Origin of the sequence: Dendronalium sp. ChiSLP03b (assembly GCF_034531165.2) — a bacterium.
Taxonomy (GTDB): domain Bacteria; phylum Cyanobacteriota; class Cyanobacteriia; order Cyanobacteriales; family Nostocaceae; genus Dendronalium; species Dendronalium minutum.
Genome location: NZ_JAVRBR020000142.1, coordinates 49,040 through 73,407 on the forward strand (window position 1 = coordinate 49,040; position 24,368 = coordinate 73,407).

22 protein-coding genes are annotated in these 24,368 nt (G+C 41.7%); 11 read left to right on the top strand and 11 right to left on the bottom strand.

Annotated features, from left to right (window positions below):
* Positions 1-386 precede the first annotated feature (386 nt).
* Positions 387-776: a hypothetical protein gene (locus RMY31_RS32485; protein ID WP_322662704.1), complete on the bottom strand. Its 390-nt coding sequence runs from the start codon at positions 774-776 to the stop codon at positions 387-389.
* A gap of 746 nt (positions 777-1,522) precedes the next feature.
* Between RMY31_RS32485 and RMY31_RS32490 the strand changes: the two genes are divergently transcribed.
* Positions 1,523-2,323: a superoxide dismutase gene (locus RMY31_RS32490; RefSeq protein WP_322662701.1), complete on the top strand. Its 801-nt coding sequence runs from the start codon at positions 1,523-1,525 to the stop codon at positions 2,321-2,323.
* A 142-nt stretch (positions 2,324-2,465) separates the two neighbouring features.
* Here RMY31_RS32490 and RMY31_RS32495 read toward each other — a convergent pair whose 3' ends face one another.
* The 3 genes from RMY31_RS32495 to RMY31_RS32505 form a co-directional block, all read right to left on the bottom strand.
* Positions 2,466-3,539, bottom strand: a complete 1,074-nt coding sequence (locus RMY31_RS32495; RefSeq protein WP_322662700.1) for a WD40 repeat domain-containing protein — start codon at positions 3,537-3,539, stop codon at positions 2,466-2,468.
* Positions 3,540-3,988: 449 nt separating this feature from the next.
* Positions 3,989-4,282 (bottom strand): hypothetical protein, encoded by a 294-nt coding sequence (locus RMY31_RS32500; protein WP_322662757.1) that lies wholly within the window; start codon positions 4,280-4,282, stop codon positions 3,989-3,991.
* 379 nt (positions 4,283-4,661) lie between these two features.
* Positions 4,662-4,832, bottom strand: coding sequence for a hypothetical protein (locus tag RMY31_RS32505; RefSeq protein ID WP_322662698.1), 171 nt, complete (start codon positions 4,830-4,832; stop codon positions 4,662-4,664).
* A 350-nt stretch (positions 4,833-5,182) separates the two neighbouring features.
* Here RMY31_RS32505 and ald point away from each other — a divergent pair, with 350 nt between their 5' ends.
* The gene (ald, locus tag RMY31_RS32510) at positions 5,183-6,274 is read left to right on the top strand and encodes an alanine dehydrogenase (protein ID WP_322662696.1); all 1,092 of its coding nucleotides are present in this window, start codon (positions 5,183-5,185) and stop codon (positions 6,272-6,274) included.
* Between the two features lie 182 nt (positions 6,275-6,456).
* Positions 6,457-6,585 carry a hypothetical protein gene (locus RMY31_RS32515; protein ID WP_409879063.1) on the top strand — a complete coding sequence of 43 codons (129 nt, stop codon included), beginning with the start codon at positions 6,457-6,459 and terminating at the stop codon, positions 6,583-6,585.
* Between the two features lie 179 nt (positions 6,586-6,764).
* On the opposite strand, the gene RMY31_RS32520 is transcribed toward RMY31_RS32515, so the two are convergent.
* Positions 6,765-7,535, bottom strand: coding sequence for an FkbM family methyltransferase (locus tag RMY31_RS32520; protein WP_322662694.1), 771 nt, complete (start codon positions 7,533-7,535; stop codon positions 6,765-6,767).
* Between the two features lie 339 nt (positions 7,536-7,874).
* Here RMY31_RS32520 and cydB point away from each other — a divergent pair, with 339 nt between their 5' ends.
* The 4 genes from cydB (at position 7,875) to RMY31_RS32540 (ending at position 11,747) form a co-directional block, all read left to right on the top strand.
* The gene (gene cydB, locus RMY31_RS32525) at positions 7,875-8,888 is read left to right on the top strand and encodes a cytochrome d ubiquinol oxidase subunit II (protein WP_322662692.1); all 1,014 of its coding nucleotides are present in this window, start codon (positions 7,875-7,877) and stop codon (positions 8,886-8,888) included.
* Positions 8,889-9,294: 406 nt separating this feature from the next.
* The gene (locus RMY31_RS32530; protein ID WP_322662690.1) at positions 9,295-10,314 is read left to right on the top strand and encodes an ABC transporter ATP-binding protein; all 1,020 of its coding nucleotides are present in this window, start codon (positions 9,295-9,297) and stop codon (positions 10,312-10,314) included.
* Between the two features lie 98 nt (positions 10,315-10,412).
* Positions 10,413-11,300: an ABC transporter permease gene (locus tag RMY31_RS32535; protein ID WP_322662688.1), complete on the top strand. Its 888-nt coding sequence runs from the start codon at positions 10,413-10,415 to the stop codon at positions 11,298-11,300.
* Between the two features lie 33 nt (positions 11,301-11,333).
* A complete protein-coding gene (locus RMY31_RS32540) occupies positions 11,334-11,747 on the top strand; it encodes a hypothetical protein (RefSeq protein ID WP_322662686.1) in 414 nt (137 codons plus the stop codon).
* 171 nt (positions 11,748-11,918) lie between these two features.
* Here RMY31_RS32540 and RMY31_RS32545 read toward each other — a convergent pair whose 3' ends face one another.
* Complete coding sequence (locus tag RMY31_RS32545; protein ID WP_322662684.1) at positions 11,919-12,356, bottom strand: peroxiredoxin; 438 nt, start codon at positions 12,354-12,356, stop codon at positions 11,919-11,921.
* Positions 12,357-12,545: 189 nt separating this feature from the next.
* Here RMY31_RS32545 and RMY31_RS32550 point away from each other — a divergent pair, with 189 nt between their 5' ends.
* The 4 genes from RMY31_RS32550 (at position 12,546) to RMY31_RS32565 (ending at position 16,944) form a co-directional block, all read left to right on the top strand.
* The gene (locus RMY31_RS32550; RefSeq protein ID WP_322662682.1) at positions 12,546-12,950 is read left to right on the top strand and encodes an Npun_F0494 family protein; all 405 of its coding nucleotides are present in this window, start codon (positions 12,546-12,548) and stop codon (positions 12,948-12,950) included.
* Between the two features lie 282 nt (positions 12,951-13,232).
* Positions 13,233-14,720, top strand: coding sequence for a cobyric acid synthase CobQ (gene cobQ / locus RMY31_RS32555; RefSeq protein ID WP_322662755.1), 1,488 nt, complete (start codon positions 13,233-13,235; stop codon positions 14,718-14,720).
* Positions 14,721-14,735: 15 nt separating this feature from the next.
* Positions 14,736-14,975 (top strand): 2Fe-2S iron-sulfur cluster binding domain-containing protein, encoded by a 240-nt coding sequence (locus tag RMY31_RS32560; RefSeq protein ID WP_322662680.1) that lies wholly within the window; start codon positions 14,736-14,738, stop codon positions 14,973-14,975.
* Between the two features lie 52 nt (positions 14,976-15,027).
* Positions 15,028-16,944 carry a GTPase family protein gene (locus RMY31_RS32565; protein WP_322662679.1) on the top strand — a complete coding sequence of 639 codons (1,917 nt, stop codon included), beginning with the start codon at positions 15,028-15,030 and terminating at the stop codon, positions 16,942-16,944.
* Positions 16,945-17,306: 362 nt separating this feature from the next.
* On the opposite strand, the gene RMY31_RS32570 is transcribed toward RMY31_RS32565, so the two are convergent.
* The 5 genes from RMY31_RS32570 to RMY31_RS32590 form a co-directional block, all read right to left on the bottom strand.
* Positions 17,307-18,896 (bottom strand): alkaline phosphatase, encoded by a 1,590-nt coding sequence (locus RMY31_RS32570; protein ID WP_322662677.1) that lies wholly within the window; start codon positions 18,894-18,896, stop codon positions 17,307-17,309.
* Positions 18,897-19,444: 548 nt separating this feature from the next.
* Positions 19,445-19,996 carry a PEP-CTERM sorting domain-containing protein gene (locus RMY31_RS32575; RefSeq protein WP_322662674.1) on the bottom strand — a complete coding sequence of 184 codons (552 nt, stop codon included), beginning with the start codon at positions 19,994-19,996 and terminating at the stop codon, positions 19,445-19,447.
* Between the two features lie 322 nt (positions 19,997-20,318).
* A complete protein-coding gene (locus tag RMY31_RS32580; protein ID WP_322662672.1) occupies positions 20,319-20,639 on the bottom strand; it encodes a hypothetical protein in 321 nt (106 codons plus the stop codon).
* Between the two features lie 787 nt (positions 20,640-21,426).
* Positions 21,427-22,236 (bottom strand): glucose 1-dehydrogenase, encoded by an 810-nt coding sequence (locus RMY31_RS32585; RefSeq protein WP_322662669.1) that lies wholly within the window; start codon positions 22,234-22,236, stop codon positions 21,427-21,429.
* Positions 22,237-22,527: 291 nt separating this feature from the next.
* A complete protein-coding gene (locus RMY31_RS32590) occupies positions 22,528-23,706 on the bottom strand; it encodes an acyltransferase (RefSeq protein WP_322662667.1) in 1,179 nt (392 codons plus the stop codon).
* Between the last annotated feature and the right edge of the window lie 662 nt (positions 23,707-24,368).

Below are 24,368 nucleotides of genomic sequence, written 5' to 3' on the forward strand. Positions count from 1 at the left end.
CTTTGCTCAAGTCGAGCCACTGCCTGCGAAGGACACTGCGTTGGGGAGGCAGCGCGGTGGACGGGTTCCCCGAAAGCGACTGCCGTCGGCTTTGCCGACTTTTAGACGCGCTCTGCCAGGCTTCCCGTTCGCATTCGCGTTTCCGAAGGAGAAGGGTAGCAAGTGTGCGTTGGGGTTCCCCCCGTTGTGGCAAGTGACTCCCCAACCTATGAATAATTAAATTCCATACCCTTTTTGTAGTGGGCTGTACTAAGTAAGTAGCCGTAAATATTTATTATTGGAATAAGGCAATCCTAGTTGACGCAAGCTAGGAAAGCTGAGGGATCTGTCCCTTTTTCATCACTTTGCGGTAAAAATTTTCATTCTGGCTGCCTCTTAACTTAATCCTATTTAAAAAGATTTTTCGGAGAAAATTCACCCTTTTTAGCTGAGTATTCTGAGCAATTTTTAGCTTCTTCTGTGAGAACAATAGAAGGCTTTACAGCACATTTAAGATAATTATTATTAGCATAAAATTGACAGTTTTTACAAGGTACTTGATGTAGGGTTTTAACTGTAAAAACCATCTTATTATCTAAAACTCTCCTAATCTTTTGTAAAATCAGAAAAAAAATTATCCAACTAACAAGCAAACCAACAGGAGTCAAGGATACGACTATATCGGGTACATTTGAACTATTAGTTTGTACTTGCTCTTGTTTGACTTCACTCCGCGTTATCTGATGAAGTTTTACATCTGCTGCCAATCTCTTTTGCATTATTATCTTAATAGACATATTATTTATCCTTGGCTATGTATCTTTAACGCCTTGATTTTTGATACAAAGATAATTTGTATTTGTGAAACAGCAATTATTTATTCCGATGTAAAGATAAAGGCTAATAAAGTTAAAAGCCTAATCATTTACTACTTGCCGTTGACCAGGACAAGACGAGAAAAGGTAAGGCTACTGGAGATAAAAAATACTTCATATGTGGGATGACTTCTTACTGATTTGTCTTGGTCATTTCTTGGCCAGTCTATTTCAGCCAAAGCCTTGCAGTTACCGTAGGTAAGGATCTGAAGTCATGCTCTATCTCAGTGGCTTGTGAAAAATAGAGTATCAGCAATATTCTAATTATATGTTTAGCAAATGAAAATTTATCCTATCTCTGTCGATGGTTTTGCTTACTATTGATAGTTATATATCTAAAGGTATATACTAAGAGTTTTTATGATAAATATATTGCTATGTATATTTTGATGGTACTATAAATTATACTAATGATTGTAGTATTTAACTATTGATTGCGATTATTCATGTTCGTATGAAATGACATAATTTTTATATTAGTAGTTGTTCAAGTGGATTTTAAAGTGCTTTAGTTATCTCTATTGTCTTGGTATCTTTTAATTGTGTTATCTTACAATTTATGGCGGCATTGCCTAAAAATATAGGAAAATCATATTTTGATTTACTAATTAGATGACAGCAAAGTTTCAGTTGTTTGACTAAAAATGTTGATATTCTAGCAACGATTTATGATTAGGTTTGTGCATAAGATAAGTGCTTTTTTGCTAACAGTGATTATGGTGGGGATGCTGCTAATTGCTTGTGAGTCATCATTACCACAAGCTGATTCACAATCTCCAACAGCAAATCCAAATCCTACTCCTATTACGGCGCTTCCCCCTGTAGCTTCTCCTGATGGGGAATTAAGTGCCTACCCCGCGAAGTTACCACCATTGCCTTATGATTATGGGGCACTAGAAAAAGCTATTGATGCTGAAACAATGAAATTGCATCATGACGCGCACCATGCTAGCTACGTCAATAATCTCAATAATGCTTTAAAAAGGTATCCGGATCTGCAAAAAAATAGTGTCGAAGCTTTGCTCAAAGACTTGAATAAAGTACCCGAAGATATTCGTACAAAAGTACGGAACAATGGTGGCGGTCACCTTAACCACACAATTTTCTGGCAAATCATGAGTCCCCAAGGTGGTGGAGAACCGACAGGAGCGATCGCTCAAGAAATCAACCAGACTTTTGGCAGTTTTGATGCATTTAAAAAACAGTTTAATGCAGCAGGTGGCGATCGCTTTGGTAGTGGTTGGGTTTGGCTAGTACGTAATCCCCAAGGTAAACTCCAGATTGTGAGTACAGCGAATCAGGATAACCCGATTACAGAAGGTTTATATCCGATTCTGGGCAATGACGTATGGGAACACGCTTATTATCTGAGATATCGCAACCGTCGTCCTGAGTACCTAAATAATTGGTGGAATGTAGTGAATTGGTCTGAAATCAACAGACGCAATCAAATCTCGTCAACAAAGTAATATTTCCATTAGATAGGTCTTATTGACAATAATTGACCTATCTTTTTATCATCTTTTGGTCAACTTAATCCATCACAAAGGTTGCGAGACGCATGTTGCTCCGTTAGGCGATCGCCTGAATCGGTGTTCTAGTTATGAAGTTTCAATTTTGAATTCCTTGAAGCGGTTGACTGCGCCATATATTAATTTTCCTGTCAAATCCACCACTGGCAAGGGTTTGACCATCTGGACTAAATGCGATCGCACTTACCCAATCGCTATGTCCATAAATTGTATTTAATAACTCGCCTGTGGTTAAATCCCACAGTTTTATCCCATCTCTACCAGCACTAGCCAGGGTTTGTCCATCAGGGTTGATTGCGATCGCATTCACCCAATTGTTGTGTCCTGTGAAAGTACGGATTGGTTGTCCAGAGTTAATATTCCACAGTTTAATCGTGCGATCGCGGCTACCACTGACTAAATTTTCTCCATCTGGGGTAAAAGCTACGCCACTAACTGCATTAGCATGTGCTGCCAATTCTCGAATTAATTTACCAGTACTTAAGTTCCAAAGCTTAATTACACCTTTGCTGTCACCACTAGCTAAAGTCTGACCATTAGGACTCATAGCCAAAGTATAAATTGAGTTATCAAAGCGTACTAAAGTAGCCAATGGACGCTGCTGTCGCAAATCCCACAAGCGAATTCCGTCTAAAGCACCACTGATGAGAACTTTACTATCGGGAGATACAACTAAAGACAATACATTACTTGTATGTCCTACAAAAGAGCGACTAAACCTATTATTTTTCAGGTTCCAAAGGTTAATAGTGTTGTCATTACTACAGCTAGCTAGGGTTTGTCCATCCGGTGAAATCACTAAAGATTCTACAGATGTTTTGTGCCCTTTCATTCGCCCCACTAATTTGCCTTTTTCTGCATTCCACAAACGAATTCCCCCTTCATTGTCAGCACCGCCACTAGCCAGAATTTTGCTATTTGGACTAAACACTAAAGATTTGACAGTTCCTGTATGTCCGAGCAGGCTATAAACTAGCTGGGGATTGGCAAAGCTTCTCGTTTGGGAATTTGGTGTTACTTGCAAGGCAGCATCAGCAATATGAATATAAAACCCTTGCCAGATTACTGGAAGGGCGATCGCTGCCATAAATGCCAGAATAATGTACGGGCGTAGTACAAAATTACCTTTACCACCTCTTCCCTCACGACTCACAAATTTTTCCTCACTATTTGAGTAGTTAAGCCATTTTATTGCTAAAAACTACGAGTTGAAAAATAAGAACCGTTTCTTTACTCAGCAACGCCAACCGCAACCACTTGCTACCCTACGGGAAACCGCTCCCACGAGGTATACAACAATAAGGAAAACCCCCGTACAAGCTTCTACAGCAATCCTGTACGGGCACAAGTTTTTGCACTCCTCCTCACTCAGTAAAGCGACTTTCTTTACTTGGGGAGACCGCAAAACCCTTACGAGTGGCGCTCGTTCCGACGCTCGATAACGCTTCGCTATCGCTACCACTAACGACACTTCCTACCCTGCGGGAAGGCGTTCCGCGTACAACGGAGGGAACCCCACGCCAGTTCTCTCAAGTCGGCACAGCCGTCCACGAGACTGGCTCCGCAACGGAGTGTCTCACCGCAATAGCTCCTCAGCATTCCCTAATAGGGTGGCTTCTTCTTAGTAACGGTCAGCATGGGTAGAGTCGGACTAGATGAGCGAGAAGGCAAGTAATGTTGTACCACAGGCTCCTCTGGGGTAGAACGGCGTTGCTGGATACGCCACAATTTCCAGGCAAGGGTTATCCCTGCTGTCCCCAAACCAAAGGCAAACAATGACCAGCTATCATCTAATCCACCAATCAAGGCGTCTACCACACCTACGGTAATCAATACACTGATTAGTGGGTCTTTCCTGTAGGTTGACTTCAAAAAACGAGGTAATACAGCATTCATCACAGTTTGGTTTTTCCAGTTCACCTTTTGTGTCAATTTACCGAGAATACCTCACCTGCAAGTTGCCTTTCTGATGAAAAGCATCTAAATATTATAATTTTCTTCAGTAGGGTAATTAAGTGTAGTAATTAACCATCTTGCGTGAGTCATTTGCAAGTCTAAGATAATACTGACACTCTCGGACGTACTTCATAGTTATAAACGGCAAGTCATAAGAGGTAGTTCGCTATCAATCAATATAGTCAAAACCAGCTAGGTATTCCAGCTGGTTCAAACTTTTCTAATTACTAGCTTACAACTTACCGAAACAGGGCGGAGGAACCGAAGAGCGGGGAAAGATAAAACTCTAGCCTGCTACCTTCTGTCTCCTCACTCAGAACTATTTCAGTCCGAGCCATGAAAGCACACCTTGATTGGTGACGTACTCAATCAACACCATCAAGCCAAAGCCAATCATTGCAGCTCGACCATTCAATCGTTCAGCATACTCATTAAAACCAAATTTAGGGTCTTCTAGTTTAGGTGTAACTGTTGGTTGTGGTTGTGTCATTTTCAAAAAACCTCTTTTCGGCAAACGGGATTTGATAGCGAGAAGTCTAAGCGGAGGCTTTCTCCAAGTAGAACTTCAATGGGTTTTGAACTGATTGCATGGCTTGAACCCCAAGATAGCTTGAAAAATCTAGCAGGTTATTAGGATGAAGCTATGCAAGAGCGCTGTTAACAAATTGTAATTATTCTTTATATATTGTAGAAATCTTACGTTAATAGTCAAGAGTAAGAGTTTGAAGCTTCCATAGTGGGGTTGAAAACGCTAGGTTGGTATGTAGTTAAGCTGAATACGGAAGTGCTGGTCTCTTACTGGCAGGCTAAAGTTGAACAAAAAATCATTAGAGGCTGTACATGGAAATTGGCGTTCCCAAGGAGACTAAGGATCAGGAATTTCGGGTAGGTTTGAGTCCTTCTAGCGTGCGGGTGCTAAAGGAAAATGGTCATACCATCTTTGTTCAGACACAGGCAGGTAGCGGTGCTGGATTCACAGATGATGATTACATAGGCGCTGGGGCAGAGATTGTCCCCACATCAGAAGCGGCTTGGAATCGAGAGTTAGTTATCAAAGTCAAAGAACCACTAACAAGTGAATATAAATTTTTGCAAAAGGAACAAATATTATTTACTTATCTGCATTTGGCTGCCGATCGCAAATTAACTGAGAATTTAATTGATTGTGGCACTTGTGCGATCGCCTACGAAACCGTAGAGCAACCCGGTGCTAACAGACTGCCTTTGCTCACCCCCATGAGTGTAATTGCAGGTCGGTTATCAGTGCAATTTGGGGCCAGGTTCCTAGAACGCCAGCAGGGAGGCAGGGGCGTACTTTTAGGGGGAGTTCCTGGAGTCAAAGCAGGGAAAGTAGTGATTTTAGGTGGGGGCGTTGTCGGTACAGAAGCAGCTAAAATCGCCGTAGGCATGGGTGCGATCGTGCAAATTTTAGATGTAAATGTTGAACGTTTATCCTACCTAGAAACTTTATTTGGTTCTAGAGTGGAATTGCTTTATAGCAACTCTGCCCATATCGAAACCGCAGTCAAAGAAGCTGACTTGCTGATTGGTGCTGTTTTAGTCTTAGGACGTAGGGCACCTACACTAGTATCCCGCGAATTGGTCAAACAAATGCACCCTGGTTCTGTAATTGTTGACGTTGCCGTCGATCAGGGTGGTTGTATAGAAACCTTACATGCCACATCCCACACCAATCCGGTGTACATAGAAGAAAGCGTAGTACATTATGGTGTGCCCAATATGCCAGGGGCAGTACCTTGGACAGCAACCCAAGCACTCAACAACAGCACACTACCTTACGTCGTCCAATTGGCAAATCTGGGCATCAAGGCACTGGAAGTCAACCCAGCCTTAGCTAAGGGTGTAAATGTGCAAAATCATCGCTTAGTGCATCCTGCCGTCCAAGAGGTGTTTCCTGATTTAGTCAATTAATTTCACAAATAGTAAACTCAACTGAATTTTTACGGGAGTTGGAAACTCGATTGTAGAGAGAGAATAAGGGTGTGAAAAAGTAAGGTGTAGGAAGAATTTTCAACCATTCCCAACTCTAAATTAAAATCACACAAAAATCATTTCTCCTACACCCCACACCCTTAATGCCCAATAAGTTGTGTATGCTGAGACATCAGGACTTACGCACAGGTAACGGAAAATCGAACCACAGAGAAGCCAGTGCGTTGGGCGGGTTCCCCGACTTGAAGCAGCTGGCGCGACGCAGAGGACACGGAGAAATTGGAGTTTGAGAGATTTCTTGCGTAAGTCCTATTTATATTATTAAGGTGTCCAAGTACAAGGCAGTCACTGTTTTAAAAGTGCTAGCCTTTGGCAATTAGGCTAATTGTCTTATCAAATACACCAATGGGTTCCTGCTCAATACCTGGCATCACAACCAAGCTCAGCGATGCGAGTCTACAAGCATCCCTTATAGTGCCTTATGGGGTGCAAACTCTAATTGTTTGTTTGTGAGTAGCACATCGCCAGGATATCTAACCAATATTTGGAAATTATTTAAATACTTCAACAGTTTTCCAATTGTAGCTTGTCCCTCGTATATTTCTCTATAGCTGTATTCCGTGTAGAGAAAACGCGTCTTCTTTAAAGCTTTTTTTCCGCCTCGGAATATATCTAGCTCGGCACCCTGAACATCCATCCAGATAAAATCGATGCTCTCAATTTCATGTTCCTCGCACCAATCGTCCAGTGTTACTGTTTTGACTGTTATGGCGCGATCAAATTTTATCCAAGGATGCGATACAAGATGATCTTTCGGTTTTCTAATAGAACCTGAAAGATCCCAACCATCAGGCATCATTTCAGCTTCTTGTTCATTTTTGTGACCGCCACTTTGATAAAATTCAATCTCACCGTTAAGATCGCTTAATGCAATTTCAAAGAGTTGCAAATTGGGGTGCTGACCTACTTTTTGTTTAAAACGAGTTGCTGCTCTAGGATCGGGTTCAAAGCAATAAACCTTGGGATTCTTAAAAATTTGTAAAAACCAAAGTGTGTGCGAACCATCATTGCAGCCGATCTCTAAAATTGTAGGATCGGGTTTGCCGACGCATTCCTGTATTAGTTTCTTACTAATACCAGAATAAGATACTGGCGGGAGTCCTTGAAAAAAGTCATAGATAGACCTCAAATGCCTTTTAATGCGAGGAAAGTGAGTCAGCATATCTATGAGAAGCTGCATATTTATACCTCATACTTCCTGTATTGCCTAACTATTTATTTAACCCCAGTGTGAAATTTATTACAACTATCGCCGAGATTTTTCCGCACAACTTCGATAAAGCGTTATGGTGCGATCGCTAGGCATGAAAGCGTCTATCCTGAAAAATGTGGCTACGATTGGAGGAAATTCGTGGAATTTTTATCCGAAGTCGCAATTACGCATCTGAATTATTGTCAACTCAAGGTTTTAACATGGACGAGGTTTAGTTTTAGAACCTACCAAATTAGCAATAGAAACGATCCCAGGAGAGTTTGTTCCGGATAAACGCCCTGTAGAAGCACAACAGTAGGAGATTGTATGGAGACGCTAAAGTATTTTCTTCCCCAAGTCTGGTTTGTGATTTTAGCTCTCTTCCTCTTCCTTTACGTGATGCTAGATGGATTTGACTTAGGGGTAGGCATTTTGTCTCTTACCTCCTCCGATGAAAAACGGCGGAGCATTTTGATGACTAGCTTGAGCAACATTTGGGATGCCAATGAAACTTGGTTAGTTCTCATGGCAGGGGCGCTGTTTGGAGCATTTCCCCTAGCCTATAGCACCATTTTGAATGCCCTGTATATCCCAATTATCATCATGATATTTGGGTTCATCTTTCGTGCTGTGGCATTTGAATTTCGTGAATTAGCAAAGCGAAAAGTGTTTTGGAATTTAGCCTTTGGTGCTGGAAGTTTTGCCGCCGCACTCGGTCAAGGATTCGCCCTTGGTTCTGTGTTAAAAGGGATTGAAGTTGATGAGGAAGGGCATTTTATTGGCACTACCTGGGACTGGCTAAGTCTTCCATCGGTGCTGGTAGCTTTGACGTTAATTCAAGGTTATGTCCTAATTGGCTCTACCTATCTGATCTGGAAAACTACAGGTGAATTGCAGGAAACTCACTATAAAACTGCCAAAATTGCTGCTTGGACAACGATGATTGGTGCGATTTTCATCACGATTACGACACCAATATTTTATGAAAGTGCTAGGTTGCGAGTGTTTCAACCACCACTAGTTTTCATTTTTGCCGTCATTCCCTTGTTAGGAGTCGTGTTGATTTCGCAACTCCTTAGCAGTCTCAACCGTAAACAAGAGAGAGCGCCTTTCGTTTGGACTATTCTGCTGTTCGTGCTGTCTTTCATTGGCTTAGGATTAATTGTCTTTCCCTACATCATTCCCCCTGAAATCACCATCTATGAAGCATCTGCCGACCCCAGCTCTTTGGTAATCATGCTAATTTTTATTGGTTTACTGATTCCTGTGATGTTGTTCTATAACCTTTATCAGTACATTGTTTTTCGGGGTAAGGTGACTGGCGGTCACTACGGGGAATAAAAATAGAATTTGCACTCTGAGCGATGTCTAAAGGTTCTAGCTGGTTTGCGGTTTGAGAAAAATTTGATTAGACAGCTTTTTACACAGTAAATTAGGCAAAAATCTGTGATTTATCGAGATATTTTGCAAAAGGGCGAAAAACGAGGAAAGCAAAAAGAAGCACTAGCACTGTTTCTGCGTCTTTTGATACGTCGGTTTGGTGGAATTTAGTCGGAGATAGAACAGCAGATTCGTACATTATCCATCACTCAACTAAAATCGTTAGCTGAGGCAGCTAATATCTCTCCATCTCAAGTTAATCTAGAAGATTAAGAAGCAGTATCCAAGCGATCGCTTCACCTAACACCACTCAACTACAATATAGATAGACTTTGTTGAGATTTGTATAGTTAGGGGTGAAGCTGTTATGGCTCCCGCCGTTTTAATTGAAAATCTGCAAAAGCGCTACGGCACGGTGGTTGCCGTCAAAGATGTTTCGTTTCAAGTAGAAGCTGGAGAAATCTTTGGTTTACTAGGACCCAACGGAGCTGGCAAAACCACGACTCTGCGTGCCTTGTGTACACTCACTACACCGGATGCTGGCAAAATAGAAGTATCTGGCATTTCTGTGTTGGATAATCCTAAATTGGCAAGACAACGACTAGGTTATGTCGCTCAGGAAGTTGCCATAGATAAGGTGCTAACTGGACGAGAACTGCTACAATTACAAGCTGCACTTTATCACCTCCCAAACGCGGTAGCGAAACAGCGCATTGACACAGTATTAGATTTACTTGGTTTACAGGAATACGCCAATAAAAAAACAGGAACCTACTCCGGTGGGTTACGCAAACGCCTTGACTTGGCGGCTGGATTGCTCCATGCACCAGATGTTCTGGTATTAGATGAGCCAACTGTAGGACTTGACATAGAAAGCCGTTTTGTGGTCTGGGATTTTCTACGCAAGTTACGGGCATCCGGGACAACAGTACTGATTACCAGCCATTATTTAGAAGAGATTGACGCGCTAGCCGATCGCGTAGCAATTATCGATCGCGGTGTTGTGATTGCCTCTGGAACACCTTCGCAGTTAAAAGACCAAGTAGGTGGCGATCGCATCACTTTGCGAATTCAAGAGTTTTCCCCCACTGAGGAAGCTGAAAAAGCCAGAAACCTCCTCAAAGGATTACCCTTTGTACAAGAGGTAATCATTAATAGCGCCCAAGGTAATTCCCTCAACTTGGTGGTGACACCCCAAAATGATGCTTTGATTACCATACAGCAAGCGCTGATTACCGCAGGCTTGCCCATATTTGGCATTGCCCAATCTCGCCCCAGTCTAGATGACGTTTACCTCGCCGCCACAGGACGCACCTTGCTGGATGCAGAACTCGCAGCAGTTGCCAATCGCGATCCTAAAGCCGAAAAGAAGCAAAATATGAGGTAGACACTTTTAAATGGTCAGTAGTCAGTTGTCAGTGATTAGTAGCAAACAACCCACAACTGACAACTGACAACTATCAACTAACAACTAACAAAATCGCTATGAGTGTTACTCCTAAATCTGATATGAATTGGCAGCAACTAGCATCGCCCCCAGTGAATGCTGATACTGCTCCCAATTTTTTTGGTGAATTGATACAAGAGACGCTGGCTTTGACTCGTCGCTTGTTTATTCAGTTGCAACGTCGTCCCTCAACCTTAGTTGCAGGAATCATTCAACCAGTAATGTGGTTAGTGCTGTTTGGCGCTTTGTTCCAAAATGCTCCCAAAGGCTTGTTTGGGAGTACGACAAATTACGGTCAGTTTTTGGCTGCGGGTGTAATAGTCTTTACAGCTTTTGCTGGGGCACTAAATGCTGGTTTGCCTGTGATGTTTGACCGCGAGTTCGGCTTTTTAAATCGTTTACTGGTAGCACCCTTAGCATCGCGGTTTTCGATTGTCTTTGCTTCGGCAATCTTTATCATTAGCCAAAGTTTACTGCAAGCAGCAGCGATTGTAGCAGCAGCAGCATTTTTAGGGGCTGGACTACCAGATGCAGTAGGTTTGGGTGCGATCGCCTTGATTGTCTTCCTCCTAGCTTTGGGTGTGACTGCTATCTCTCTAGGTTTAGCTTTTGCCTTACCCGGACATATTGAATTAATTGCGGTAATTTTTGTAACTAACTTGCCGCTGTTGTTTGCTAGCACCGCCTTGGCACCTTTATCCTTCATGCCCAAGTGGTTGCAGGTTGTGGCTACCCTTAATCCTCTCAGCTATGCCATTGAGCCAATTCGTTATCTCTATCTCCACAGCAATTGGGAACTAGATAGCGTAGTCATGCAAGCTCCTTGGGGTGATGTTACATTTGGTGGAGCGTTGCTGGTGTTGTTTGGCTTTGCTGTTGTTGCTTTGCTGAGCATTCAACCCCAACTGAGGCGGACTCTTGCTTAAGATAAGTTAGAGCAATTTAAGGTTCAAAACTCCATGAAAAAACAATTTTTACCAGTTATCAAAGTCTTTGTGGCTACTATAGCAGGAATTGGCTTTAGTTCCTGGCTCTTAGCTCAACCTAGCTCAGCTCAAGTTAGCCCAACTGATGCTTTTCCCAATGGTAGTACAACAGACGAAAATACCAATCCGTTCTCTCGCAGTAACTCAGATAATTTCAACATGTTTGACCTGATTCATCGGGCAAATTTCGGGACTCTCAATTGGGATACTAACGAACAAAACCAACAACTAGACTCAGCAGCAGCAGCTTTTAAAGCAAGGCAACAAAGACTACTTCAGGGTCAACAGCAACAAGGACAGGTAACGCCAAGTTTGCCAGCAATTACACCTGGCACATCTGGAAGTGCTACACCTCCGGTGCTGACACTCCCCTCGCAACAAAACTGAATGAAGAACTAGCTCCTCACCAAAATAGTGTTGAGGAGCTAGCCGCGCGATCGGGAGTTGAAGTTATTTTCTGGCTCAGAATTCAGCACGAATGCGAAAAGTCGAAGTGGTGGTTCGTCTTTGGCGTTTTTGCAGGCTAGCCATAACTCTCAACAACTTCGGTAACTCAGATTAAAGTCCCAGTTTGCTGAAAACATCGCTGGCGTGGGTGGCTGTGTTGACACTAGCGTCAACATGAATGATTTTGCCGTGAGGGTCAATTACATAAGTGACGCGCTTGGCATAACCACCGCCATCAACATCGTAAGCACCGATCAGGGTTTTGTTGGTGTCTGCCAACAAAGGAAAATTCAAATTATATTTTTGAGTGAATGCTTGATGAGAGGCTTCATCATCTGCGCTGACTCCCAGCACTACAACATCTTTACCTTGATATTCAGGTTGGGCATCCCGGAAGCTACAAGCTTGTTTGGTGCAACCTGGAGTATCATCTTTGGGGTAAAAATATAAAACAACTGTCTTACCAGCAAAATCAGATAACGAGACGGTGTTACCGTTAGTATCTTTGACGGTAAATGCAGGTGCATCCGTACCAACTGCTAGAGGCATAATGAACCTTTCCTGTTTCAGATTGTTGATGCCTTTGAAATTTTACAATAATTCACAATATTTAAATGACCTACCCAAAAAACCCCACAAATACGTACATCTGAAAAATTCTGCTTAAATAAGGTAGCTGGTACTAAAAATAGCTATTTTGCAATTAATCTTTATTCAAAAAATTGCCCAACATCCAAAATGTCTAGTGTTGATTCCCAAAACCCACAAACGTTTTCTTATCCCTCTAGCACAGTAGAAAGGGCTAAACGATCGCTAGTTTGTTCTCCGTTCAATATTGTATTGTTTGAAGCGATGCGACACCAGAGTGTGTCATTGAATGCGATCGCGGGTGAAAATGGTGTCCGGTATGGCTATACCAAACGTCTTTTGTCGGAATTAGCTTGCGATAACGCTATTGGCTGGCTCATCCAAGTAGGTGTTCTGCGGCGAGAAGTCGATGGTCAGGGAATTACAGATAGTTTTCGCCTCACTCCTCTAGGTCATCGTTTGGTAGAACAATCCCAAGGAAAAAATTGGTCTGCTCCTTCATTGAGCGATCGCTTATACAATGCAGTGATTCGTTGGTTTAGACTACCTTTTTAGAAAAGAAAACTAAAGAGTTAGGATGAGGGAGTCAAAGGGAACAATATATACGCAAGCATCAAATCCCTTTATCAAATCTTTACCATAATCTAACTGAATTTGCTGGAGAGATGAGGGATACAGGGACGCGGGGAATAAGGGAGACAAGGGGGACAAGGAAGAGAAGAATTTACTTTCCCTGCCCCTCTGCCTCTCTTCCCCTCTGCCTCTCTTCCCCTCTGCTCCTCTGCCCCTCTGCCCCTCTACCCCTCTGCCCCTTATTTTGAAAAACTGATAGTGACTATGAAATCAATTATGGTAGTGGGAACAACATCCCACGCAGGGAAATCACTCATATCTACAGCTATTTGTCGCATTTTGTCGCGGCGTGGTTGGCGAGTAGCTCCCTTTAAAGGTCAAAATATGGCTTTAAATGCCTATGTCACTGCCAGTGGGGGAGAAATTGGCTATGCTCAGGCAGTCCAAGCTTGGGCAGCAGGAGTTGTTCCTTGGGTAGAAATGAACCCGATTTTACTCAAGCCTCAAGGGGATATGACTTCTCAAGTAATTATTAAGGGCAGGCCTGTAGGCAAGGTCAACGCTGCGGACTATTACGAGCAATATTTTGAATTGGGTTGGCGAACAATTGAAGAATCGCTACAACATTTAGGTACAGAATTTGATCTACTGATTTGCGAAGGTGCTGGTAGTCCGGCAGAGATTAATCTTAAGCACCGCGACTTGACTAATATGCGGGTGGCAAAATATTTAAATGCACCAACTTTATTAGTAGTTGATATCGAGCGGGGTGGTGCTTTTGCCCATGTGGTTGGGACTCTAGAGTTACTAGAACCAGAGGAACGCGAACTAATTAAAGGTGTTGTAATTAATAAGTTCCGGGGACAGCGATCAATTTTGGAACCAGGGATAAAATGGTTAGAAGCACGTATTGGTATCCCTGTTGTTGGTGTTATCCCTTATTTTCAAGAAACGTTTCCGGCAGAAGACTCTCTCGATCTGCTGGAACGTAACTCGCATAAAACTCAAGCTGACCTCAACATTGCCGTCATCCGCTTACCGAGAATTGCCAACTTTACCGACTTTGACCCTCTGGAATCAGAACCCAGTGTCTCTGTAAAATACCTCAGCCCGAAACAAGATTTGGGACACCCAGATGCTGTGATCATCCCAGGTACAAAGACCACAATTGCTGACTTGCTACTGCTGCAAAGAAGCGGGATGGCCGAAGCAATACAACACTATGCTGCATCTGGTGGTACAGTAATGGGCATCTGTGGCGGCTTCCAAATGATGGGTCAAATAATCGCCGATCCAGAGGGCATAGAAGGACAAGCCGGTAGATTTCAAGGTTTGAATCTCTTACCCATCAGAACTGTGATTACAGGACAGAAAATCGCCCGTCAGCGCCAAGTTAGCTCGAATTATCCGCAAATGGGCTTACCAGTGAATGGATTTGAAATTCACCAAGGGCGATCGCGTATCGAACAGCCGCCAAGCGATAAACCAGATAGCCAAGCGTTTCAACCCCTATTCGATGATGTTAACTTAGGGTTAGTGGATAGCTGCCAATCAATTTGGGGTACTTACCTCCACGGGATTTTTGACAATGGCCCTTGGCGACGTGCTTGGTTAAATCGCCTCCGTCAACAGCGGGGTTTAAAATCTTTGCCAACTGGTGTTGCCAACTACCGAGAACAAAGAGAGCAAATTTTGGACTCTCTGGCCACTGAAGTCGAAAGCCATTTAGACTTAACACCCTTTTTGTCTTAGCTAAGTTAGTATTTCATGAGTGTTCGCGTCCGCTTTTTACCAGATGATGTTACCATTGATGCCGAAGTGGGAGAAGCCCTCTTGGATGTAGCAGACCGGGCTGGAGTGTTTATTCCTACGGGCTGTCTCATGGGGTCTTGTCACGCTTGTACGGTGGAACTTGAGGATGGAGAGATTATCCGCGCTTGTATTACAGCAGTACCACCAGAACGTGAGGAATTGACGATTAATCTGTTTAGCGACCCAACTTGGTAATTTTTCCAGCCTCAAGATCCAAACGTAGTGTTGTCAAAGCAGGTATGAGGCAATGGTGCGATTAAAGCTGTGGCAGTGGATAGTATTGGCAATACCACTCGCCTCCATTATCACTTTCTTATTAATATCCGCAGGCTTACAAATCCATGCATGGGGTATTAATTGGATCTGGGGTGTATTCACTTTGGTATTCGTGGGTTGGCGTTGGCTACTAGTGAGATGGACTCAACCTGCGGTCAAGCAGGTGGAAGCTGCACTAGCAGAGGTCAGAGAAGAACTGGAATCTGCTACAGATAATGCAGTCGGGCTAACAGCAGGAAGTGACACCACCAATCAGGCAGAAGTTGCACTTCAAGAAATTTTGACAGCAGCAGGGAGCGATCGCCCTATCTGGGAAGACTGGCAAACTTTTTGGACGCGATGCCAAGATTTAGTAGTGGCGATCGCTCGGATCTACAATCCTGAAGTTCAATATCCTCTGCTAAATATTTACGTTCCTCAGGCTTATGGGTTGATTCGGGGAACGGTGGATGACCTAGATCAATGGATGCAGAAGTTATCACCTGCTCTCAATCAAGTCACAGTTGGGCAAGCATACCAAGCATACGAAATTTACCAGAAGTTAGAACCATCCGCTCGTAAAGTCTGGCAAGCCTGGAACTGGGCGCAGTGGCTGTTAAATCCAGTGGCGGCAGTTGCCAACCGAGTCACCAAAGGTTCTAGTAATCGTGCAACTCAGCAATTGTTGGGAAATTTGAGTCAATTGCTTAGGGAAGCTGCCTTGAGAAACTTATGTCGGCAGGCGATCGCACTTTACAGCAGCAGCACACTACCAGCTTCAGCAACTGCTGTTTCTACACCAAAACTACCCACAGCTAAGACTCAAACACTGCGAGACATCCTAACTCAAGCCGAACCAGCCTCAGCTGTTGAGCAAAAACCCGTTAATATTCTGCTGGCGGGGCGAACTGGTTCGGGGAAAAGCAGCTTGATTAATACTTTGTTTCAAGCCGAACTTGCAGCTGTTGATGTTTTGCCCAGCACCGATCGCATTCAAAATTACCACTGGCAAACCCAATCTGGAGAAAGCTTAACGCTTTGGGATACTCCAGGTTACGAACAGGTAAACCGTGGGGATTTGCGAAAGTTAGTGCTTGACTATGCTACAAATGCTGATTTACTGCTGCTTGTCACTCCCGCCCTTGACCCTGCTTTGCAAATGGATGTGGACTTTCTCAGAGATATAAAGGCGGAAGTTGCCGAATTAAGCGCGATCGCCGTCGTTACTCAAGTAGATCGTTTGCGTCCCATCCGCGAATGGCAACCGCCCTATGATTGGGAATGGGGCAATCGCCCAAAGGAAATTGCGATTCGCGAAGCTACTGAGTATCGCGCCAAACTGTTGGCTGACTTCTGTAATTTGGTTTTGCCTGTCGTCACAAAAGATGTAAAAACGGAGCGGGTTTCCTGGAGAGTCGAAGCGCTATCTTTAGGATTAGTAGATGCGATCGCTCCTGCTAAACAGCTGCGACTAGCTCGCTTTTTACGAAATCTAGAAGCCCGTACCGTTGCAGCTGCCAAAATTATCGACCATTACACCTTTCAAATGGCAACTACGCAAGGACTGACGGCACTGCTTAAAAGTCCCGTCCTCCAGTTTATTTCTACGCTGTCAACTGGTTCTCCATCCTTAGCGTATCTACTGGCAGAGCAAATCCCTGTAGAACAGTTGCCTGTTGTAATTGGCAAACTCCAGATGGCTTATGAACTTTTCTCGTTGTTGAATGCTGGCGATTCTAAAACGCTCAACTTTGACCTGCTAGCCCTCTGGCCGCTGCTGTTAGAAAACCCTGCTTCACCTGACCGCAACGCTTGGGCATTTGGTCATGCTCTTGTAGAATACTGGACTCAGAATCTGACAGTTGGACAACTTCGAGAACGGTTTGAGTACTATTTGAAGCAGGTATAAGCTAAAACACATTTAAATAGTTCAGCAAAATTGTTTACGCATGAAGCTAGGTAATACCATTTTGGATTTTAGATTTTGGATTGTGAAAGAGTTAATTGATAAGCTTTTCAGCATTCCATCTGTTGCAATCATTTTCAAATTGGTATAAGAGGAAGGGAGGCAATAGGCAATAGCCAAGAATTATTGCTTATTGCCTTTGTGTAAATACAGCAGATTTCAAGTTGGTGAGGTACAGATAATTGTAAGGGCGAACGTAACAGCGCCCCTACTTGTGTACTTCATTTACCTGAAAAACGCTGTAATTCTGCCGGATTACTCAATACCATCAAAATTCAAAATAGTGTTACCTAGAAATTAAACTATTAAACTTGTTGTATTCCTGGACGACCATCTTCAACCACAAATGAAGCACGCTGACTAATAGTGCCAGATGGGGTTGTGACGTTTGATAGAACTAGGTAGTCTGTCTTCCAAGTTGTGGGAGTTAGCGAACAGCGAACATACCCCCGCTGACCGTTGTAAAATTTAATGTGTGGGTTCTCCGGTAAGTAAGCTTCTACTGCGGGACTGGTATCTGCGCCATCTCCACCAGAACTAATTGAGGTACAGACAAATTCGCTTCCGACAATAGTAGATTCTGGATCGTTAAAGTCAGCCTTTAAATTCATTGCCCAGTTAGAATGCACATCGCCTGTTAAGACGACTGGATTAGATGGTTTGCGCTGTTCTAAAAAGCGCATCAAGCGATCGCGAGAAGCTACATAACCATCCCATTTATCCATGCTGTAGGTTCCACCTTCGCCTACTGTTCTGTCTATTTGAGCAACTATAACCTGCTGCGCCAAAACGTTCCACTTAGCCTGAGAACTATTTAGACCCTTGTATAACCAGTCTTCCTGTGCTTGACCAGTAATTGTTGCCTGTGGATCTAAATTTTCTGGGCAACGTTCTTTAGTACCATCACCACAGGGCTGATCGGTGCGATACTGGCGCGTATCTAAGACATGGAAGGTTGCCAATTTACCAAAATCAAGCCGACGGAACAGTTGCATATCTGGGCCTACTGGCTTGGAAAAGGGTCGGAGCGGCATATGCTCATAGTAAGCTTGATAAGCAACTGCTCGGCGCTGTAGAAACACTTGCGGGTCTTGGTCTGGTTCATTATCGACTTCGGAAATGGCATTAGCATAGTTGTTTTCTACCTCGTGATCGTCCCAAGTGACAATCCAGGGAAACGCTGCATGAGCCGCTTGCAGATTGGCATCAGTTTTATAGAGGGCGTGACGGTTGCGGTAATCCTCTAAAGTCAAAATTTCTGGACTGTTATGCTGTCTGACTGCACTTGCTGAAATCCCTCCCTCGTAAATGTAGTCACCAACATGCACTACTAAGTCGAGGTCGTCCTTAGCCAGATATTTGTAGGCAGTGTAATATCCTTGCTGATAGTTCTGGCAAGAAACAAGTGCAAAGTTCAATTTACTCAAATAACTATTCGCAAAAGGAGCTGTACGAGTGCGACCAATTGGGCTAACGTCTTGACCGACATTAAACCGATACCAATACCAAGTATCAGATTGCAGTCCCTCTACCACAACTCGAACTGAGTGAGCTAGTTGTGGAGTTGCAAGTACAGTACCTCTGGAGACAATGCGCTTCATATTGCGATCGCTTGCCACTTCCCAGTGAATAGGCACATTCACAGGGGGCATTCCCCCTCCGTTTAAGGGTTCGGGAGCCAGACGAGTCCAGATAACTACGCTGGTCGGATAAGGTTCGCCCGACGCTACACCCAAAGTAAAAGGATAATTGGAAAATCTACTTTTGGCGATTGCTTGTTGATGAGAAAATTGGTTGGCGATCGCTAAACCAGTAAATGCTCCTACCCCAATAATTAAATTCCGTCGTTTGATCCGACTGTGCAATAACTGCTCAAAACTCCGGTAATCCACCATTTTATACTCCTGGCTAACAGGTAATTCAAAGCACAGCAACATCTAACACGAAGAAGGCAGTTTTAATGAACTTCGTACACCAGAACTAATGAAAGAGTAGCAGAGGGGAGAATAATTCTTAACTCTTGTATAGACGCGATTAATCGCGTCTATACTCAGTCTTAGATGTTATGTTGCTGCCTAAAATACTATTAGTGAGAGATTAATTCTTTGCAAAGGAAGCGTTAATATCAACTTAACTCTTGTATATTTCTAATTTATGCTGTGATTAAAATGTTTAATTTTATCAAAAAAGCATAAGTAGAACGGCTGAAATAATTCACGCTATGTCATTGCGAATGGAACGAAGTGGAATGAAGCAATCGCAAGGGTATATCAATTTTACATTCTGTTACATAGCTAGGTTTATTTTCACCGACTTACTTAATTTAGGTTATTAATTTTTATTTTATTAATATCTGGTGATATGAACATTAATAAATGAAGAATGAAGAATCAATTGGTCATCTTTCATTCTCTATTGTGTTGTACTTAATCTAAAACAAAGCTTAAACTTTAACCTTTTTCATTGATGTTGTCTTTTTTGCGATCGTCCAGCCAAGGCTACAAGCAATGAGAGTACCAGCTAAGCTCATAGGTTCAGGTACTTTTTGGTAAGAAACTGTACCAGAGATGACTTCAGAATTTGGAGAAGTACTGGAGAAAATTGTAAAATCTTCACCAATGATTTCGTAACTTATAGAGTTGGCAGGATTAGCTTTATCCTTGAACAGATAGTCTAATGCAAAAGATGTTTGTCCTGTTAAGAAATCTGTCGAAAATACCAAAGGAAATTCTGGATAGTTGATATCATCTTCTTCGGTGTAAACAGTAGAATCACCCTCAAATTTAAAAGAGAGTGACTTAACTATTGCTACTGGAATAGATTCATCACTAAAAGTTGAATCATCAAAACTAAAAAAGCCATTTCCTTCAGTTGTGGGACTATTAACAGTGAAAGCGTAATTAACAATTCCAGCAAATGCAGATTTTGCATCTACAGTAGTAAAATATAAAGTAACACTAGCAGCAGCAAGCAGTAATTTTGGAACTAATTTCATCTAGGTTTTCCTCACGATAAACTTCTACAAGCAATGCACACTGCAAAGTATAGAAATAGTTTGTTTCTAACTTCCTTTTTTCAAAAGAGGAGTTCAACACTAATTACAAAAGTGATGACAATAAGTTACTCTCCCTTTTCAAGGAAAGGAAATAAGTATCCAAGTATTTGGATTTATCTCATTTTTGGGTCATGAGTTTAAGCAGACTTTAATTGGAGGTAAAAATAAAATCTAATTTAGTTCGTGTTAAAATCAAAAACTGCTCTGACTGAGAATAAAGTCAAGAGCAGCTTGATTTAATACCAATACCCAAACTCACAATTTAGGCATCCTCAAGTTCAAATTGAGCTACTGTCACCGCATTAAAAGCGAAAGCTATAACTAATGGCATTGGACACCTCAGTACAAAGGTAGAAACCACAGCTACGATTGTGCCAATTACCGCAGATATAGACCACAATCTTTCTTCAATGGTTAATCCTTTCTCAGCTTTAATCGATTTGAGGACGTTACTCGGAATTGGTTCAGGCATTACTCCTCCAGGAGGAAAAGCCCAATAGTTATTACGCCGCTCTACAAATAATTCTGTCCAGCCATTTTCTTGGCACCATGCTTCAATCCATTCAACAGAGTAATGTGTCATATCAGTGTTGGTAGTTCAGTTTGTTGAATTTGTGTAGTTGGATATAAATATATGGAAGATTATTGAGTAGTTAACTAATCTCTATCAAGTTATAGTTAATTATCATCTTGTAGAGCTTTATTTAGCATTTGAGACAATCAAAAAATTACGCTCAAACAATGCTTCCTACTCGCCTTAATTAAAAGACTAACAGTGGATGATGGCTGCCGAAGTTAAAAGACAACAAACTTTACCTGGAATAGCTAAAATTAAGAAATATAAACAAATTAGCGAGCGATTCCAGCCCATAAAAATACATTTATCCTAAAATTCAAATTATAAAGTTACAAATTGTAAACATAAAAGTGAGTAACTGCTTTGTGTTAATTTACTGATATTTTAAATAACTTCCTAATGGGACTTAGACAAAAAGGAGCCTGAAAAAATCATCAAACGTATATACAGAAAGACTTTGACATAATTTGATCTTGTTTGCTGATATATCTGGGTTTCAAGCATTTTTGAGCCTTCGGTGTATTTTCCTCGCCCTGTATAGGTTTGAGACTTGTTTTTGCCACAAAAATGTTTAAGTCCCGCTAACAGGAGTTTGCAATTCCATAGCGGAAACTATATCTTGCAAATTAACTCAATCAGTCTTTGGTAACAAATTTTTGGATATTTTTCAGATATGGAAGTGCGATCGCTAAGATTTTTTTAGAGTAGGCATTGTGCATCTTAAAGTTAAAAATTCGTTGCTCTCAGTGTGTTTGCGTCCCCCGTAACTTCTCTGCGTGTCTCTTCTTCAAGCTTACGCTGACCAAGGCTCTCGAAAGTCGGCATAGAGTGTCAGTCCACCATCAATAAATAGGGTTTGTCCAGTGATGTAAGCTGCTTCCTCTGAGGCTAAAAAAGCAACCGCAGCTGCCATTTCATCTGAATTGCCTGCTCTCCCCATTGGAATGTGACTTTCTACTACCGCCTTTTTTTGAAGGTCATCTATCCAAGCTTTATTCATGGGAGTAATGGTTGCTCCAGGACTGATCGCATTCACACGAATCCCACGGTTGGCGTACTCCAGCGCTAAGGTCTTCGTCAAATTTTCCATACCCCCTTTACTGATGGAATAGCTGACGTAAAGCGGACGAGGAATAATTTCATGCACGCTAGAAATATTAATAATCGCGCCACCCCGATCGCGAGAAAGAAAATGCCGGATTACCTCTCGCGCACAAAGATAAGCACCCCGCAGGTTAACAGAGATAACTTTGTCAAATTCGTCTGCTGTGACTTCATGAGATGCTTTTTGGATTTGAATTCCGGCATTATTTACTAGAATGTCAAGACTGCCGAATTTTTCAATAACCGTATTCACCATTTCGATAATGTCTTCTTCTTGAGAGACATCTCCCTGAACCAAAAGGGAGCGCACACTGCATTCTTCTAGCTGCTCGCAAGCTTTTTGAATTGCCATTTCTTTTGTATCTTCTGCTTGTTCTTGCCTCTTGCGGTAATTGATAGCAATGTTGCAACCTTCTTGTGCAAGACGAATCGCGATCGCTTGCCCAATACCAGAACTCGCTCCAGTAATGAGCGCATTTTTCCCTGCTAATCCCTTCATTGCAAGTTTTCCTTTGGACGTTAGGTAGCAGAATCATGCTCCCCTTGACTTGCAACCCTTAGTAACGTCTAGTTGCGTCTGCTAGAAAAAACAAGTTCTTCCCAGAGTTTGCAAGTAGCTTCTGCTAGTTCTTGTTGCTCATCAATCCTATTCATCTAACCTAAATCTATTAATCCACCTTTAGTAGTAGCTGTCTTAAAAATGTTGAGTGCTGAGTAAAAATACTACTTCCCAGTCCCTAGTATCTTTTTCATGCATAGTGATGAAATTTTTTCATTAAGACTGCCTATTTCAACTCACTACGTCTTTTACTTTGCGCTTTTTTAAGAAACTGGACATAAATGGTCGTTCAAAGAATAAATAAAACCAATAAGCAATGATGAGTGACATTGCTGTGCCTACTAAATAAGATGCTGCCGCAAACATGTCTGGAGAAATTGGTAGATAAAACAGGAAGTAACGCACGAAAACCAAAACTGGCCCATGAATCAGATATAGGCTATATGAAAATGTACCAAGTGCGATCGCCCAAGGATGTTGGACTATTTGTAGTATCAGAGGGGGCTGTTTATCTTCTATTAGACATTTAGTCAAGGCAATAAATAAACAAGCAAATGCAAGACCAGCGAAACTTTGATTAATCCATATATGCAATCCTAGTCGTCGCCATTCAGTTATAAAGGCAATACAAGTAAAAATAATAGCCAGCCGACCCCAAGGGAGAAAATTTCTGATAGCTATTAGCTTGGGTTTTTGGGAAAATCCAATATCTGCTGCTGCCATTCCTAAACAGAATACACCTAACAGCCAAGGATTAGCTTGTTCAAATAAGCCATTCAACAAATAGATAGGTATTATGCCAATTGCAAAAGCAATATTAATTAATGGTAATAATCCAAAACGTCTCCAAATTGGTAGCAATAATAGGGGAAACAAAAAGTATATCTGCCATTCTGTTGCTACAGTCCACATAGGTGGGTTAATAGTTGTGTATGTACCTTCACTCAAATTGTGAACTAACAACAGGTGAGATATGACATCAATCAAAGAAAACCTAGGAGAAAATGAGCCAATTCCTGCCTCTTCATTCCATTGAAATCCAGTAAATTTCTCTAAAGTGAAGACCACCGATCCTAGCAGCAGACAGATAAATAGAGCCATATAGTAAGGTGGCAGAATTCGCCGCGATCGCCTTTTAATATAATTAATCAAACTTCCTGGCAAATGACCATTTTCAGAACGCACTACTGGCAGCATCAAAACATAGCCAGAAAGTACAATAAAACTGATAACACTAAATGCACCATATTTCATAGTCCTGACAAAAAATGACCAATGCATAGGCAATTGATCTCCGATTGCTGGTTCAACGTGGACAAGTACAACATACAGAGATGCTAATCCACGTAAACCATCTAAGTAATGCAGATGGATTCTCTTCTCAGAAAATTTTTCTGTGACTTTAGTCATTCGGTTAATCTCCTACTACGTTTTAGCTGGTAGATACCTAGAATTTTTATTAACAGTAGAATCCCTGTCTAATTAATAAGATAGCTAATATATTTTTTCAATTATTTGAAAAGCCCAAAGTAAGCTTTAAGCTTAAAAGTTATTAAATAGAAGTTTGATTTAATTTTTAGACATGCTTATAAACATCTGCTGTACTTTTTTACAAGCAAATTGTATAAAGTTTATTTATTATATAGGAAAGTTTTCAACTCAGAATTCATAATTCAGACAATCGGCAAAAACATTTTAAGACTTGATGGTTTGGGAGAAAGCATTCCCTTTAAAGTTAAGCATCAAAGTACACAAATAAACATTTCTCAGATTACTATAACGACTTCATTACAGCCATTTATTAGAGTCTGCTGCTGTTGTCATAGTTACGTATACAGAGAATTTATACATTTACTAAAGCGCTTTTCTCATAACACTTATAGTATGCTTTAACCATCCTAAAAGAGAGTCACAAATTTTTGATAAAGAAACGGTAAAGTTTCAAAAAAAGATTTAAAGATTTAAAAATAAGTATAATTTTATAGTTAATAAGATTCTAATTTAAGACATTAATTATACTCCTATTAACTTACTATTAATTAAATAGATACTCACTAGCAATCAGAGTAAAT

Coding starts and splice junctions, on each gene's coding strand:
- RMY31_RS32515 (WP_409879063.1), top strand. CDS start 6,457: ATGCTGAGACATCAGGACTTACGCACAGGTAACGGAAAATCGAACCAC.
- RMY31_RS32565 (WP_322662679.1), top strand. CDS start 15,028: ATGGTGCGATTAAAGCTGTGGCAGTGGATAGTATTGGCAATACCACTC.
- RMY31_RS32545 (WP_322662684.1), bottom strand. CDS start 12,356: ATGCCTCTAGCAGTTGGTACGGATGCACCTGCATTTACCGTCAAAGAT.
- RMY31_RS32570 (WP_322662677.1), bottom strand. CDS start 18,896: ATGGTGGATTACCGGAGTTTTGAGCAGTTATTGCACAGTCGGATCAAA.
- RMY31_RS32490 (WP_322662701.1), top strand. CDS start 1,523: ATGATTAGGTTTGTGCATAAGATAAGTGCTTTTTTGCTAACAGTGATT.
- RMY31_RS32535 (WP_322662688.1), top strand. CDS start 10,413: ATGAGTGTTACTCCTAAATCTGATATGAATTGGCAGCAACTAGCATCG.
- RMY31_RS32530 (WP_322662690.1), top strand. CDS start 9,295: ATGGCTCCCGCCGTTTTAATTGAAAATCTGCAAAAGCGCTACGGCACG.
- RMY31_RS32575 (WP_322662674.1), bottom strand. CDS start 19,996: ATGAAATTAGTTCCAAAATTACTGCTTGCTGCTGCTAGTGTTACTTTA.
- RMY31_RS32585 (WP_322662669.1), bottom strand. CDS start 22,236: ATGAAGGGATTAGCAGGGAAAAATGCGCTCATTACTGGAGCGAGTTCT.
- RMY31_RS32590 (WP_322662667.1), bottom strand. CDS start 23,706: ATGACTAAAGTCACAGAAAAATTTTCTGAGAAGAGAATCCATCTGCAT.
- RMY31_RS32500 (WP_322662757.1), bottom strand. CDS start 4,282: ATGAATGCTGTATTACCTCGTTTTTTGAAGTCAACCTACAGGAAAGAC.
- cobQ (WP_322662755.1), top strand. CDS start 13,233: ATGAAATCAATTATGGTAGTGGGAACAACATCCCACGCAGGGAAATCA.
- RMY31_RS32505 (WP_322662698.1), bottom strand. CDS start 4,832: ATGACACAACCACAACCAACAGTTACACCTAAACTAGAAGACCCTAAA.
- cydB (WP_322662692.1), top strand. CDS start 7,875: ATGGAGACGCTAAAGTATTTTCTTCCCCAAGTCTGGTTTGTGATTTTA.
- ald (WP_322662696.1), top strand. CDS start 5,183: ATGGAAATTGGCGTTCCCAAGGAGACTAAGGATCAGGAATTTCGGGTA.
- RMY31_RS32485 (WP_322662704.1), bottom strand. CDS start 776: ATGTCTATTAAGATAATAATGCAAAAGAGATTGGCAGCAGATGTAAAA.
- RMY31_RS32560 (WP_322662680.1), top strand. CDS start 14,736: ATGAGTGTTCGCGTCCGCTTTTTACCAGATGATGTTACCATTGATGCC.
- RMY31_RS32520 (WP_322662694.1), bottom strand. CDS start 7,535: ATGCAGCTTCTCATAGATATGCTGACTCACTTTCCTCGCATTAAAAGG.
- RMY31_RS32550 (WP_322662682.1), top strand. CDS start 12,546: ATGTCTAGTGTTGATTCCCAAAACCCACAAACGTTTTCTTATCCCTCT.
- RMY31_RS32540 (WP_322662686.1), top strand. CDS start 11,334: ATGAAAAAACAATTTTTACCAGTTATCAAAGTCTTTGTGGCTACTATA.
- RMY31_RS32580 (WP_322662672.1), bottom strand. CDS start 20,639: ATGACACATTACTCTGTTGAATGGATTGAAGCATGGTGCCAAGAAAAT.